Annotated in this window: 13 protein-coding genes; 7 read left to right on the forward strand and 6 right to left on the reverse strand. The window is 59.4% G+C overall.

Going from position 1 to position 14,538, the window contains the following annotated elements:
- The first annotated feature begins 105 nt into the window (after positions 1 to 105).
- Entirely contained in the window at positions 106 to 1,551 is a 1,446-nt protein-coding gene (gene tldD / locus MC269_RS01895) for a metalloprotease TldD (RefSeq protein WP_081140725.1), read from the forward strand.
- Between the two features lie 31 nt (positions 1,552 to 1,582).
- Here tldD and aaeR read toward each other — a convergent pair whose 3' ends face one another.
- Positions 1,583 to 2,500, reverse strand: coding sequence for an HTH-type transcriptional activator AaeR (gene aaeR / locus MC269_RS01900; protein WP_239953591.1), 918 nt, complete (start codon positions 2,498 to 2,500; stop codon positions 1,583 to 1,585).
- 275 nt (positions 2,501 to 2,775) lie between these two features.
- Here aaeR and aaeX point away from each other — a divergent pair, with 275 nt between their 5' ends.
- The 5 genes from aaeX to MC269_RS01925 all read left to right on the forward strand — a co-directional run bounded on the left by aaeX (position 2,776) and on the right by MC269_RS01925 (position 7,778).
- On the forward strand, positions 2,776 to 2,979 hold the full coding sequence (aaeX, locus tag MC269_RS01905; protein WP_081140727.1) for a p-hydroxybenzoic acid efflux pump operon protein AaeX: 204 nt from the start codon (positions 2,776 to 2,778) through the stop codon (positions 2,977 to 2,979).
- Positions 2,980 to 2,986: 7 nt separating this feature from the next.
- Entirely contained in the window at positions 2,987 to 3,919 is a 933-nt protein-coding gene (gene aaeA / locus MC269_RS01910; RefSeq protein WP_081140728.1) for a p-hydroxybenzoic acid efflux pump subunit AaeA, read from the forward strand.
- Positions 3,920 to 3,929: 10 nt separating this feature from the next.
- Positions 3,930 to 5,885 carry a p-hydroxybenzoic acid efflux pump subunit AaeB gene (aaeB, locus tag MC269_RS01915; protein WP_239953593.1) on the forward strand — a complete coding sequence of 652 codons (1,956 nt, stop codon included), beginning with the start codon at positions 3,930 to 3,932 and terminating at the stop codon, positions 5,883 to 5,885.
- Positions 5,886 to 5,997: 112 nt separating this feature from the next.
- A complete protein-coding gene (locus MC269_RS01920) occupies positions 5,998 to 7,458 on the forward strand; it encodes an NAD-dependent succinate-semialdehyde dehydrogenase (RefSeq protein ID WP_081140730.1) in 1,461 nt (486 codons plus the stop codon).
- 50 nt (positions 7,459 to 7,508) lie between these two features.
- Entirely contained in the window at positions 7,509 to 7,778 is a 270-nt protein-coding gene (locus MC269_RS01925; RefSeq protein ID WP_081140731.1) for a hypothetical protein, read from the forward strand.
- Between the two features lie 60 nt (positions 7,779 to 7,838).
- On the opposite strand, the gene yhcN (MC269_RS01930) is transcribed toward MC269_RS01925, so the two are convergent.
- The 4 genes from yhcN (MC269_RS01930) to argR all read right to left on the reverse strand — a co-directional run bounded on the left by yhcN (MC269_RS01930) (position 7,839) and on the right by argR (position 9,763).
- The gene (gene yhcN, locus MC269_RS01930) at positions 7,839 to 8,102 is read right to left on the reverse strand and encodes a peroxide/acid stress response protein YhcN (protein ID WP_081140732.1); all 264 of its coding nucleotides are present in this window, start codon (positions 8,100 to 8,102) and stop codon (positions 7,839 to 7,841) included.
- Positions 8,103 to 8,199: 97 nt separating this feature from the next.
- Positions 8,200 to 8,466: a YdgH/BhsA/McbA-like domain containing protein gene (locus MC269_RS01935; protein ID WP_081140733.1), complete on the reverse strand. Its 267-nt coding sequence runs from the start codon at positions 8,464 to 8,466 to the stop codon at positions 8,200 to 8,202.
- Between the two features lie 90 nt (positions 8,467 to 8,556).
- Positions 8,557 to 8,820 (reverse strand): peroxide/acid stress response protein YhcN, encoded by a 264-nt coding sequence (gene yhcN / locus MC269_RS01940; protein ID WP_081140734.1) that lies wholly within the window; start codon positions 8,818 to 8,820, stop codon positions 8,557 to 8,559.
- Positions 8,821 to 9,292: 472 nt separating this feature from the next.
- Positions 9,293 to 9,763 carry a transcriptional regulator ArgR gene (argR, locus tag MC269_RS01945; protein ID WP_081140735.1) on the reverse strand — a complete coding sequence of 157 codons (471 nt, stop codon included), beginning with the start codon at positions 9,761 to 9,763 and terminating at the stop codon, positions 9,293 to 9,295.
- Between the two features lie 422 nt (positions 9,764 to 10,185).
- Here argR and mdh point away from each other — a divergent pair, with 422 nt between their 5' ends.
- Positions 10,186 to 11,124 carry a malate dehydrogenase gene (gene mdh, locus MC269_RS01950; RefSeq protein WP_239953595.1) on the forward strand — a complete coding sequence of 313 codons (939 nt, stop codon included), beginning with the start codon at positions 10,186 to 10,188 and terminating at the stop codon, positions 11,122 to 11,124.
- A 77-nt stretch (positions 11,125 to 11,201) separates the two neighbouring features.
- On the opposite strand, the gene mscM is transcribed toward mdh, so the two are convergent.
- Positions 11,202 to 14,531 (reverse strand): miniconductance mechanosensitive channel MscM, encoded by a 3,330-nt coding sequence (gene mscM, locus MC269_RS01955; protein WP_239953597.1) that lies wholly within the window; start codon positions 14,529 to 14,531, stop codon positions 11,202 to 11,204.
- Positions 14,532 to 14,538 lie beyond the last annotated feature (7 nt).

A 14,538-nucleotide genomic window follows, 5' to 3' on the forward strand; every position in this document is an offset into this window, starting at 1 on the left:
GCCGCAGGCTAGTAAAATCTGACTTTATCCGCGCAGCGCCAGACGGCGCTGGCGCAGAATGAGTGTCACACCCTCATTATCCGAGCATAAAACGAGCGAGATACGATGACTCTGAACCTGGTAAGTGAGCAGTTGCTAACTGCTAACAATATTAATCAGCAGGACCTGTTTTCCCTGTTAGGGCAGCTTTCAGAACGTCGTCTGGATTATGCCGATCTCTATTTTCAGTCCAGCTTCCATGAATCCTGGGTGCTGGAAGACAAGATCATTAAAGACGGCTCCTGGCATATCGACCAGGGCGTCGGCGTGCGCGCCGTCAGCGGCGAGAAAACCGGCTTCGCCTATGCCGACCAGATCACCCTGAACGCGCTGCGTCAGTCGGCGGAAGCGGCGCGCAGCATCGTGCGCGAACAGGGCAACGGCAAGGCGCATACGCTTTCAAACGTGATGCATCGCGCGCTCTATCAGCCGATTAACCCGCTCGACAGCCTGACGCGCGAAGATAAAATCGCCCTGCTGCAGCGCGTAGACAAAGTGGCGCGCGCCGCCGACGCGCGCGTGCAGGAGGTGAACGCCAGTCTGAGCGGCGTCTATGAGCAGGTGCTGGTGGCCGCCACCGACGGCACGCTGGCGGCGGACATCCGTCCGCTGGTGCGCCTCTCCGTCAGCGTGCTGGTTGAAGATCAGGGCAAACGCGAGCGCGGCGCCAGCGGCGGCGGCGCGCGCGTCGGCTACGAATTCTTCCTCGCCGATGAAAACGGCGAAGTACGCGCCGACGCCTGGGCGAAAGAGGCGGTGCGCATGGCGCTGGTTAATCTCTCCGCCGTCGCCGCGCCGGCCGGCACGCTGCCGGTGGTGCTGGGCGCAGGCTGGCCGGGCGTGCTGCTGCATGAAGCGGTCGGTCATGGTCTGGAAGGTGACTTCAACCGTCGCGAAACCTCGGTGTTCAGCGGCAAAATGGGTCAGCTGGTGGCGTCGGAACTCTGCACCGTGGTGGATGACGGCACTATCGAAGGGCTGCGCGGCTCGCTGGCAGTGGATGACGAAGGCGTGCCGGGCCAGTACAACGTGCTGATCGAAAACGGCGTGCTGAAAAACTATATGCAGGACAAGCTTAACGCGCGCCTGATGGGCGTGGCGCCGACCGGCAACGGCCGCCGCGAGTCCTATGCGCATCTGCCGATGCCGCGTATGACCAACACCTATATGCTGGCGGGCAAATCGACGCCGCAGGAAATTATCGAAAGCGTCGAATATGGCCTCTATGCGCCAAACTTCGGCGGCGGCCAGGTGGATATCACCTCCGGCAAGTTTGTCTTCTCTACCTCAGAAGCCTATCTGATTGAAAACGGCAAGGTAACGAAGCCGGTGAAAGGCGCCACGCTGATCGGCTCCGGCATCGAGGCGATGCAGCAGATCTCGATGGTCGGCAACGATCTGGCGCTGGATAAAGGCGTCGGCGTGTGCGGCAAAGAGGGGCAGAGCGTGCCGGTCGGCGTCGGCCAGCCGACGCTGAAGCTGGATAAGCTCACCATCGGCGGCACCGCCTAATATCACTAACAGCCCGCCTTCTGGCGGGCTGTTAGCTGGCGCGGTGCTGCTGATACTGCGCCGCCACCTGCTGAAAATAGCCCGTCAGGTAGTCGATACAGACCTGCACCTTCAGCGGCAGCTTATCTTTCTCGGTATAGAGCGCATAGACCGGGCGCGGATCGGACTGATACTGCGGAAAAAGAATATCGATCTCGCCTGCGTTAATCTCCTCTATCACCCACATCATCGGCACATAGGCGATGCCGTTGCCCGCCTTCAGCCAGCGGATCAGCGTCAGCGAGTCGTTGGTGACGAAGCGTCCCTGCGGTGACAGCCGCGACACCAGCCCTTCAGGCGCGATCAGCTCGAAGTTGTTATCGGGACGCACGCTATATTCCAGCCAGGCGAAATTATCGACGTCAGCCGGTTTCTCCGGCGCGCCGTGCTGCTGCAGATAGCTTTTCGCCGCGCACACCACCATCGGCATCGCGCCGAGGCGACGCGAAAAAAGGCTGGAATCTTTCAGCGCGCCGACGCGGATCACCAGATCCAGCCCGTCAGCGATCAAATCGGGCGCCGGGATGCCCGCCACCAGATTGACGCTCAGACCGGGATATTCGCGCAGCATATTGCTGGTCATCTCGGCGAGAACGTTTTGCGCCATGGTGGAGGAGCTGCCGATGCGCAGCGTGCCGATCGGCGTGTTGTTAAACGCATAGAGCTGTTCGTGCACCTGGGTGGCTTCCGCCAGCATGCGGCGGCAGCCCTGATAGTAGATTTTTCCCGCCTCGGTCAGGCCGAGGCTGCGGGTGCTGCGGTTCAGCAGCTTCACCTGTAGCTCATCTTCCAGTTTCGCCACAATCTGACTGATAGACGAAACGCTAAGGTGGAGCTGGCGCGCAGCGGCGGTAAAAGAGCCTAATTCAACCACTTTGGCGAAAATGGACATGCCTTTCAGTCGTTCCATTGTTTACTCTGGCTAAAAAGTGATTTAGTTCACAATCTGTAGAAAACGTATAGTCAGGCGCGTTACTATATGCGCGCCGGGGTATCTCCCGGTGATCCGCTTTTGTCCACGAAAGGTCAAACCGACCTGCGGCAAAACGCCTGCTGCTGCCCGATGATACGCTATTATTTACTCAGCAATGGTTCGGATGTTGTCATCCGTCCTCATCAACCCGTCGCGGCTTGCGGCCGGGCAGGCTAAGGATCATCCCGGCAAGGTCGAACTAAGGATCCCTGATGAGTGTGCTTCCGGTTTTTGTCGTGTTTGGGCTCTCGTTCCCGCCCATCTTCGTTGAATTAATCGTCTCGCTAATGCTGTTCTGGTTGGTGAAACGTCTGCTGACGCCGAGCGGGATATACGATCTCGTCTGGCATCCGGCGCTTTTTAACACGGCGCTCTACTGCTGTGTGTTTTACCTGGTATCCCGTCTATTCGTCTGAGGTTTAAGTGAAATCGCTAATAAGAAAAATCGCGCGATACGCGATTACTATCCTGCTGGTCATCATCGCTGTAGTTATTATCTTTCGCGCCTGGGTGTTTTACACCGAGTCGCCGTGGACGCGCGACGCCAAATTCGCGGCGGATGTCGTGGCGATTTCGCCGGATGTGACGGGGCTGATTACCGAGGTGCCGGTGCATGACAACCAGCTGGTGAAAAAAGGCGACACGCTGTTTGTCGTCGATCGCCCGCGCTACCAGAAAGCGCTGGATCAGGCGCAGGCGGACGTCGAGTACTATCAGGCGCTGGTGAGCGAAAAACGCCGCGAGGCGGCGCGTCGCAATCAGCTGGGCACCTCGGCGATGTCGCGCGAGGCGATCGATCAGGCGAATAACGATCTGCAAACCAGCGAACATCAGCTGGCGAAATCGATCGCCACCCGCGATCTGGCGAAGATCGACCTGGATCGCACCGCTATTACCGCGCCGTCCGACGGCTGGGTCACTAACCTCAACGTCTATCAGGGCGAGTTCATCACCCGCGGCTCGGTGGCGGTGGCGCTGGTGCAGCAGCACTCTTTCTACGTGCTGGCCTATCTGGAAGAGACCAAGCTGCACGGCGTCGAGCCGGGCTTCCGCGCGGAAGTGACGCCGCTCGGCAGCAACGTGGTGCTGCGCGGCACCGTCGACAGCGTGGCGGCGGGCGTCACCAACAGCAGCAGTTCGGTTGACAGCAAAGGCATGGCCACCGTGGACTCGAACCTGGAGTGGGTGCGTCTGGCGCAGCGCGTGCCGGTGCGCATTCGCCTCGATCAGCAGCCTGGCAATCGCTTCCCGGCGGGCACCACCGCAACCGTGGTGATCACCGGCCAGAACGATCGCGCCGACACTCAGGTGTCGCCGATGACGCGTCTCTTTAATCGCCTGCGTGAGTTTGGTTAAGCGGGGCGATATGATCGAGTTCCTGCGTTTCCCGGTCAAGCTGACCTTCGCGCTGGTGGCGGCGCTGATGATCGGCTTTCACCTCAACCTTGAAACGCCGCGCTGGGCGGTAATGACCGCCGGCATCGTCGCCGGCGGCACCGCCTTCGTCGCCGGCGGCGATCCCTACTCTGGGGCGCTGCGCTATCGCGGCATTCTGCGCATTATCGGCACTTTTATCGGCTGTATCGCCGCGCTGACCATTATGATCGCCACGGTGCGCGCACCGGTGGTGATGCTGCTGCTCTGCTGCATCTGGGCCGGCGTCTGCGTCTGGCTCTCGTCGCTGATCAAAGTCGAAAATTCCTACGCGCTCGGCCTGGCGGGCTATACCGCGCTGATTATCGTGGTGACCGCCGACGCCAGCGGCGGGCTGACGCTGGCGCCGCAGTTTGCGGTAGAGCGCTGCAGCGAAATCGTGCTCGGTATTCTCTGCGCCATTCTGGCGGATATGATCTTCTCGCCGCGCTCGATTAAAAAAGTGATCGACAGCGAGGTTGATGCGCTGCTGGTGGCGCACTATCGGCTGCTGCAGCTCTGCGTGGCGCATGAAGATAAAGAGGAAGTGGACAAAGCCTGGAGTGCGCTGGTGCGCCGCACCACAGCGCTCGGCACCATGCGCGGCCAGCTGATGATGGAGTCGTCGCGCTGGCAAAACGCCAACCGTCGTCTGCAGATGCTCAATACTCTGTCGCTGACCATGATCACTCAGGCGGCGGAAACCTTCTTAATCCAGAACTCGCGCCCGGAATATATCGCGCCGCAGTATCGTCTGCTGGTGGAAAAAGAGGTAGAAACCGTCGCCGACGTGCATCGACGCATGAAGGTAATGCGCCGGGTGATCGGCGCCAGCAGCGACGGCAAAGCGCCGGTGACGCTCGCCAGCTGGGTGGGCGCGGCGACCGAATATTTGCTGCTGCTGAAAGGCATTAAAAGCAACAGCCGCATCACCACGCTGGAAGAGGGCATCCTTGAGCGCGAAGTGGTTATTCAGGCGCGCTCTGCGGAAACGCACCACGCGATGATTAACGGTATTCGCACCTTTGCCGCCACCGCGCTCGGCTCGCTGTTCTGGCTCTATACCGGCTGGACTTCCGGCAGCGGCTGCATGGTAATGCTGGCGGTGATCACCGCGCTGGCGATGCGCGTGCCGAATCCGCTGCTGATGGCAAAAGATTTCCTCTACGGCATGACCGTCGCGGTGCCGCTCGGCGCGCTCTACTTTATGTATGTGCTGCCCAACACGCAGCAGAGCGCGCTGCTGCTCTGCATCGCCATCGGCCTGCTCGGCTTTGTCGGCGGCATCTTTGTGCAGCGGCGTCAGCTCGGCACGCTCGGTGCGCTTATCGGCACCATTAACGTGCTGGTGCTGGATAACCCGATGAAGTTCGAGTTCAACGTCTTCCTCGACAACGTGCTGGGGCAGGTGATCGGCTGTTTCGTGGCAATGATGGTGATCCTGCTGATCCGCGACAAATCGAAGGCGCGCACCGGACGTAAACTGCTGAACCGCTTTATGTATGCGGCCGTTTCCGCCATGACCACCAACCAGGCGCGCCGTCGCGAGAATCATCTTCCGGCGCTCTACCAGCAGCTGTTTATGCTGCTGAACCTGTTCCCCGGCGATCTCGACAAATATCGCATCGCGCTGACCCTGATTATCGGCCACCAGCGGCTGCGCAATGCGGACGTGCCGGTGAATGCCGATCTCTCCGCTTTTCACCGCCAGCTGCGCGCCACGGCGGATCATATTATCTCCGCGCGCAGCGATGAAAAGCGCCGCCGCTACTTTGAACAGCTGCTGGCGGAGTTCGAGATCTATCAGCAGAAACTGGTGCAGTACGAGGCGCCGCTCAGCGTGACCGAGCCGGTAAAACGGCTGGCCGATATGCTGAGTAAATACCAGAACACCCTGATCCAAATCTGAATCTCGCCGCTGCCTTGCGTAGCGGCCTGCTCAATGCCACGCCTTCCCTGAGTGGCTCGCTTTTGCCATCTATACTTTTCTCACAGGAAAAGAAAATGACAGGAGCGAAGCGATGACGACCCCCCTACACGACAGCGAACTGTTTCAGACCGGCTATCTGGTCAACGGCGAGTGGCGCCGCGCCGCCGCCACTTTCGATGTGCTGAACCCGGCAACGGGCGAGGTGCTGGCCGCCGTGGCGAAAGCCGGCAAGGCGGAAACCGAGCAGGCGATCGCCGCCGCCGAACGCGCCTTTCCCGCCTGGCGCGCGCAGACCGCCAAAGCGCGCTCGGAAATCCTTTATCGCTGGTATCAGCTTATCATCGAACACAAAGCCTGGCTGGCGCAGCTGATGACCGCCGAGCAGGGCAAACCCGTGAAGGAAGCGGAAGGCGAGGTGGAATATGCCGCCAGCTTTATTCAGTGGTTTGCGGAACAGGCGAAGCGGGCCAACGGCGAAATTATTCCGCCGGCCAAACCCGGTTCGCGCATTCTGGCGACGCGCGAGCCGATCGGCGTAGTGGCGGCCATCACGCCGTGGAACTTCCCGATGGCGATGCTGACGCGCAAGCTGGGTCCGGCGCTGGCGGCGGGCTGCACCGGTATTATCAAACCGGCGAACAACACGCCGCTCAGCGCCTTTGCGCTGCTGGCGCTGGCGAAAAAAGCGGGCGTGCCGGACGGCGTGCTTAACGCAGTGGCGGGCGATACGCACGCCATCAGCGATGCGATTATGGCCAGCAAGGCGGTGCGTAAAATTTCCTTTACCGGATCGACACAGGTGGGCAAAACCCTGGTGCGCAACGCCGCCGACACCCTGAAAAAGGTGTCGATGGAGCTGGGCGGCAACGCGCCCTATATCGTGTTTGAGGATGCGGATATCGATGCGGCGGTGAAAGGCGCTATCGCCAATAAGTTCCGCAACGCCGGCCAGGTCTGCGTCAGCGTCAACCGTTTCTATATCCACGACGCCGTCTACGATCGCTTCGTCAGTCAGCTGGCTGAAGAGGTGAAAAAGCTCAAGGTCGGCAACGGCGTCGACGAGGGCGTGGTGGTCGGGCCGCTGATTGAGGCCGCTGCGGTGGATAAAGTGGAAGAGCATGTGAAAGACGCACAGGCGAAAGGCGGACGCATCGTCACGGGCGGCGAGCGGCATGCGCTGGGTGGCAACTTCTGGCAGCCGACGGTGATTGCCGAGGCGCATGAAGAGATGAAGCTGGCGCAGGAAGAGACCTTTGGCCCGGTCGCCGCCTGTTTCCGCTTCAGCGAGGAGGCTGACGTCATTCGCCGCGCCAACCAGACGGAATTCGGGCTGGCGGCCTATTTCTACACGCAAAACCTGCAGCGCGTGTTTCGCGTCTCCGCCGCGCTGGAAAGCGGCATGATCGGCATCAACGAGTGCGCGGTATCGACCGAGCTGGCGCCGTTTGGCGGCGTGAAAGAGTCAGGGCTGGGCCGCGAGGGCTCTGTGCTCGGTCTGGAGGAGTATCTGGAAGTCAAAGCGCTGCATATCGGCGGCCTGAGCGAGAATTAACACGCGGACGGCACTCTGCTGTCCTGTGAAGAAGAACAGGAGCCCTGAGGATGAAAAGCGAGCGTTTCGACTTCAATGAGATCGTTGACCAGGCCCATTTTTTTCGCCAGTTCAGCGAACGTTTCGATCTGGCACCGGGCCGGATTTGCGATCTGGATGCGTTATGGGAGGCGATCCTGGGCGAGGAGCTGCCGATGCCGCTGGAGGTTGAATTTATCAATCTGGGGAAGGGTCAAAAGCGGCGCTACGGCGCGCTGATCCTGCTGTTTGATGAAGCGGAAGAGGAGCTGGAGGGCCAGCTCCGCTTTAATATCAGGTAACCCCCGCAAAAAGGGCCCCGACAAGCGGGGCCAAGGGGTTCGTCAGTAGTTGACGAGGAATTACTTGTAGAGTTCAGCCGTGAAGTGATAGTTGTCGCCGGTGCGCGCTTCGATCACTTTATAGGCGCTGGCGCCTTGCTCATCCGCTTTCTGAGAAAGCTGCGCGCGATAGTCCATCGGCGCGCCCGCCGTACCACTAATGGTGACTGTACCTGCAGGTTGCATGTTTTGCGCCTGATCGCCGGTAACCAGCTGCGCTGCCTGAGCGCCAAATGCGATTACGGAAAGCAGGCTAACGGTTGCGATGGTTGCTTTGATTTTCATTGTTCGTCTCCTCATTACAATCAACAACCTGCGGTTAGCGATAATCGATGCGGGTCGTCGATATTTTCAGGCGTCGCACGGGCGCCCAATCGGTTAATTATTTATACAGCTCAGCCGTGACGTGGAAGGTATCGTCCTGGTTGTTCTCAATGATGCGATAGTGGCTAGCGCCCTGCGCGTCGGCTTTTTGAGAAAGCGCCTGACGAATATTGGTCTGGTCGCCGTCATGACCGCTGATGCTGATGGTCTGGTTCAGCGGCTGCAGGGTTTCAGCCTGCTGATTTGATACCAAACTGGCTGCGCTGGCGCCAAAGGACAGGGCGGAAGTCAGCGCGGCGATAGCGATAAGTGATTTGGTTTTCATGGTCTACTCTCCTGAATTCATAAGTCAGGCAACCCGATGCGCAAGTAGCGCTTCAAAGAGGTCGCCGGGACGATATCGGTTGGTGCGAACTTATTTATAAAGCTCGGCAGTGGCGTGGTAGTTGCCGTTGTTATAGGCCTCGATCACGCGATAGGCGCTGGCGCCTTGCTGCTCTGCTTTTGCGTTCAGTTCTTCTTTAATTTGCATCGGAGAACCCGCCACGCCGCTTACGCTTACTGAGCCGATAGACTGCAGATTTTGCGCCTGCTGAGCGTTAATGGATTCTGCTGCAAAAGCACCGAATGACAGGGCAGATAGAATGCTCAGGGTTGCGATAGTAGTTTTAACTTTCATGTTTATTTCCTCGTCGTCTGTTTTTGTCTTTTTGTTTGGTGTGATTTGCATCACGAAAAGAAGTATAGAACTAATAACGTGTGAAATTAATACCTGCCTAATAATGTTTTGTTGTTATTCTTTATCCTTATGCTTCATTTTTATTCTTTATAGTTATAAAAAATGGATAAAAAACGACCTTTTCCGGTTAAACACTTGCAAAAACAAGGGGATATTTCACTTTATCTTTTTGTGCGAAACATTGCGGTGAATGTGGCTGGTTATTGATTTAGATCTGGGTATTGTCGCTAATTGCGTAGTGTAAAGCAGCGTAAAATAGCGCGAAAGGTTAAGCAGGCCAAAAGGTATGACCAAAGCAGCGCAGCCGCTAAGCGGTAAAGCGCATAAGCTAACGGGTTGAAAAAGCAGAGGGAGAGAAGGAACAGGCCGGGCAGAATGCGACCGGCAAAGGCGTTGCCGGTCGGCGAGCGGTTTACAGCTCTTGTTCGAACAGCATCAGAATAGCGTCATGCAGCTGTCGCACGGTAAAGGCGCGGGCAGGGGTGATAAAAATAGTATCGTCGCCGGCGATAGTGCCGAGGATGCCTTCCGCTTTACCCAGCGAATCGAGCAGGCGGGCGATCAGCTGCGCGGCGCCGGGGCTGGTATGGATCACCACCAGCGCGTCATTGTAGTCGATATCCAGCACCAGGTTTTTCAGCGGGCTGGTGGTGGTCGGCACGCCCAGTTCTGCAGGCAGACAGTAAACCATCTCCATTTTGGCGTTGCGCGTGCGGACGGCACCGAACTTGGTCAGCATACGAGAAACCTTTGACTGGTTGATATTCTCGAAGCCTTCATCCTGCAGCGCCTGCACAATCTCGCCCTGAGAACTAAATTTCTCTTGTTTTAATAAGGCTTTAAACGCTTTGATCAATTCGTCTTGTTTAGATGGGTTTCGCATAAGCTACCAGTAGAGAAAAAATGCCGAACGCCCGCCGACGGCAGATACATTATTATGCATATGAATGAATTTTTATGCAATTCGCTGGTAAAACAGGCAGGCGCCGCGCGGTGCGGGCGCCAATGATAACAAAGTTTTCTGCACAGACCAAAAACGGCGCGCGGCTGGCTACGCGAAGGTTGCAGAATTGTTATACAATTGAGGTGTCACAATGGATAGCTATCGCGGCCGTGCTCTATCTGCCATTGGCATCGTTGTCGGTCATTCAGGCGCGTTGTGCTGACAAAGTAGCAACCCATAAGATTAAGTGCTGCTGCACGCATAATAGACAGTGGGTTTGTCATCGTCTGAGAAGTTGATTCAGGTCTGGACACAGATGGAAATTCGGCTCTACTCTGCCCCACCTTAATAAGGAGTACAGAATGAAAGTTGCCGTTCTTGGCGCCGCTGGCGGAATTGGTCAGGCGCTCGCCCTTCTGTTAAAAACCCAGCTTCCTGCGGGTTCCGAACTCTCACTCTATGATATCGCGCCGGTGACGCCTGGCGTGGCGGTCGATCTCAGCCATATTCCCACGGCAGTCAAGATCCAGGGCTTTAGCGGCGAAGACGCGACGCCTGCGCTGCAGGGCGCGGAAGTGATCCTGATCTCGGCGGGCGTGGCGCGCAAACCGGGAATGGATCGCGCCGATCTGTTTAACGTCAACGCCGGGATTGTGCGCAATCTTATCGAGCAGGTGGCGCAAACCGCGCCCAAAGCGCTTATCGGCGTCATCACCAATCCGGTCAACACCACCGTGGCGATTGCCGCCGAGGTGCTGAAAAAGCATGGCGTCTATGACAAGAATCGTCTGTTCGGCGTCACCACGCTGGATATCATTCGTGCCAATACCTTTGTTGCCGAGCTGAAAGGCAAGCAGCCGAATGAGGTCGAGGTGCCGGTCATCGGCGGCCACTCCGGCGTCACCATTCTGCCTCTGCTGTCGCAGGTGAAAGGGGTGAGCTTTAGCGACGAAGAGGTCGCCAGCCTGACAAAACGCATTCAGAACGCGGGCACCGAAGTGGTCGAGGCCAAAGCGGGCGGCGGCTCGGCAACCTTATCAATGGGTCAGGCGGCGGCGCGTTTCGGCCTGGCGCTGGTGCGCGCCCTGAAGGGCGAGGCGAACGTCGTGGAGTGCGCCTACGTAGAAGGCGACGGCGAATATGCCCGTTTCTTCTCGCAGCCGCTGCTGCTGGGTAAAGGTGGCGTAGTGGAGCGGCGTCCTGTCGGCACGCTCAGCGCGTTTGAGCAGCAGGCGCTGAACGCTATGCTGGAAACGCTGAAAAAAGATATCGCCCAGGGCGAGGAATTTGTGAAGCAGTAAGCGTGCGAGTGCAGTCTGTTCCCTGTGTTAACGAGGCCCGTCTTGACGGGCCTCGCTTCGTATCACGGCTGCCTGGTCTAAAGGCCGCCAGACTTAAAAGTGCGCGTTGGCGGCGTGCCGTTGCTGGCAGGCGTCTTTTTGCCCAGCGTCTCCATGCGCACTTGGAACGGCGGGAAGGGCATTTCAATGCCGTGCTCGGCGAAGCCTTTCAGGATCAGCTGGTGCAGCTCGTGGCGCAGCGGCATGCGATGCCCCATCTCGGCCGCGTGAATACGCAGCTCAAACAGCTGAATCCCCTGTTGTAGATCGACGAGGAAGACATCCGGCGCCGGCACCTCCAGCACGTAGCTGCAGCGGTCGCACGCCTGCTTCAGCACCGTGGTCACCTGTTCGCTGTCTACATGGGCGGGCGCAGGAATGGTCAGCACCACGCGCGTCACCGAATCGGAGAGCGACCAGTTAACGAACTGCTCGGTGATAAAGGCCTTGTTGGGCACGATAATCTCTTTGCGATCCCAGTCGATAATGGTGGTGGCACGCGTGTTGATGCGGGTGATGCTGCCGGTAAGATCGCGAATGGTCACGGTATCGCCGATGCGGATCGGTTTTTCAAACAGGATAATCAGGCCGGAGATAAAGTTAGCGAAAATCTCCTGCAGGCCGAAACCGAGTCCCACACCGAGCGCGGCGACCAGCCACTGCAGTTTCGACCACTCGATGCCGATCATCGAGAAGCCTATTAAACCGCCGATCAGCATCAGCACATACTTGGTCAGGGTGGTGATGGCGTAGCCGGTGCCGGGCGTCAGATTAAGATGCTGCAGCAGCGCCAGCTCCAGTAGCGCGGGCATATTGCGCACCAGCTGGGTGGTGATAATCAGCACCAGAATCGCAATCAACACCGAGCCCAGCGTAATCGGCTGGATGCTTTCGACGCCCTGCACCGTGGTGCTGACGTCCCACAGGCGAATGTTTTCCAGAAAGCCGAACGCGGAGTGGATCTCTGACCAGAGCACAATCACCGACACCAGCGCGATCAGCGTCAGAATAGAGCGCACCAGCCGCAGCGACTGGGCGCTGATGGCGTCGAGATCGATAATCGGCTCATCGACATCCACCACGTCGACGTTTTGCGCCGCGGCGTCTTTCTCCTCTTCATGACGCGCGCGGTTCGCCAGCATATCGGCGCGGCGCTGACGCGCGCGGTCGAAGGCGATGCGACGCCGCTGGATCAGCATCCAGCGGCGGATGATGTGGTAAATCACCAGCAGCAGGAACCAGATGGCGACGGAGGTTTCCAGACGCGCCAGCAGCGCCTGCGCGGTGGCCAGATAGCCGATCATTGAGGCGAGGGCGGCCGCCAGCGGAATGGCGATCATCAGGTTCCACAGCACGCGGTTCACCAGATTATCGCCGTTGCCCTCTTTATCCAGATAGAGCGGGATGCCGGCGCGCTTCAGGCTCACCGTGACGATCGACAGCGCGCCGCAGATCAGGATAAAGCAGAGCCGGCCGAGCGAAGCGGAAAACTGACGATCTTCCATATTGGCGAAGGCGATCAGCAGCATAATCAGCGGCACAATCAGGCCGATGGTCAGCGAGTAATAGCGGGTTGCGCGCGCGACGCGGGTTTGCGGCCAGCGGAAATGGACCACGAACAGGCCGTTAGGGCGCGCGAAGGCGGCGCTGATCATAAAGGCCCACAGCAGCGGCAGCGTCGCCGTGATGCCGTCGCCGAACGCTACCGCGACAGGGTAGGGCCAGGCGTGCTGCAGGCCGTAGCCGAGCGCGGCCCACAGCACCGGCAGCGGCAGCGCCACCAGAATCGACCAGAAAACGGTGCGCAGCGTCAGGCGGAAGCGATCCTGAGTCACTTTGCCGACCTTGCTCGCCGAACGCGCGAGGAAGGCGTTAAAGTGGCGACGCGTTCTGATGCTGAAGCCGACCAGCAGCACCGCGCCGATCAGCGGCAAAACGGTCTCGCGGCTGGTAACCATCATCGCCAGCGCTTTGCCCAGCTGGCCCAGGGTGTCGAGCGACAGCAGGCGCGTCAGATCGCGCGCCACTTCCACCGGATAGTTCAGGCCGATGGGGCTGATATCCGCGGTCCAGAACAGATAGCGGTGGGTCGCGTCCTTGACGTCGGTCAGCGCATCCTGCAGCTGGGTATTGGCGACCTTGAGCTTGGTGATCTCCAGAATCAGCGTGTCGCAGCCGGAAATCAGCGAGTTGAGCAGCTCGCGCTGGGTTTTCAGCTGCGCATCCAGAATACGGCGCTGCTCGGTGGTAAAGGGCTGCCCGTCGGCCTGATGCGCCTTGCGCAGCGACTCCTGCTGCTGCAATAAATCTTCGTAGCGCAGGCGCTGCACGCGCAGCTGCGCCATCTCGTTGTCGATCTGCTGCGATTTAGGCATATCGGGCAGTCGCGCCACCTGCGCGCGCAGCGCTTCGCCCAGCAGATTCGACGCGCCGAGCCACTGCGACTGTTCGCGCAGCGTGCCCAGCGCCTGACGCACCTGGATAATCTGATTGGTCGCCAGCCGCTGCTGCGACGCCACCAGATCCATACGCTGCGCCTGCTGGTTCAGCGCGCCGGAAAGGTCGCGGTTGACGCGAAACTGATCGCTGATGGCGGGCGGCAGATCGCCACTGTTTTCCGCCAGCTGTTCGGTGCGCGCCAGCGCCAGCTCCGCCTCGCGCTGACGCTGTTCGTTAAGCTGGTTGCGCAGCGCCTGCAGATAGTTGTCGAGCTGCGCCGCTTTGCGCTGATGGAGGTCGGCGCGCATGCGCGCCAGCTCCTGGCGGTTGTTGGCGGAGAGCTGCGCCAGCTCCAGCTCGTCCACGCGCGCTTTGTTCAGCGCGTTTTCCGCCTGGGCCGCCCACAGCTGCGTCTGCGCCTGCGGCGAGGCGGCGGATCCGCCCTGCAGCCGGCGGTCGCTTTCGTTCATCGCCCGCCGCGCGTCGGTCTGCTGCTGCGGCAGCTGCGACAGCGAGTCGCTGATCTCGCGGGCGCGATCCTGCTCCTGCTGCGCCTGACGTCCCTCTTCCAGCAGCTGGCTGCTGACCTGCAGGATCTCCTGATCGAGCTGGGCGCTGCTCAGCGTGCTGCGCACGCTTTTGCTGCTGTCGTCCAGCGAGGCGATTTGCTGGCGCAGCTCGCGCGCCAGACGGGGGAAGTCGTCGATAACCTGCTGATACTGCTTTGCGCGCTCCAGCGACGCATCGCGTTCGGAAAGGGTGTTGAGGGCAGCCTCAAGAGACTGCACCTGCTCCGCCTGCGCGGGAGAGCTTTTTGCCGCCTTCGCCTCGTCCAGCGCCTGTTTAAGTTGGCTGGCGTCCGGCACGGTGGCCGCCAGCGCGGAGGTGCTGAGCCAGAGGCTCAGCAGCAGGATGAGAAACGATCGCACAGCAAAA

The organism is Pantoea sp. Z09 (assembly GCF_022394795.1).
GTDB lineage: Bacteria > Pseudomonadota > Gammaproteobacteria > Enterobacterales > Enterobacteriaceae > Pantoea > Pantoea latae.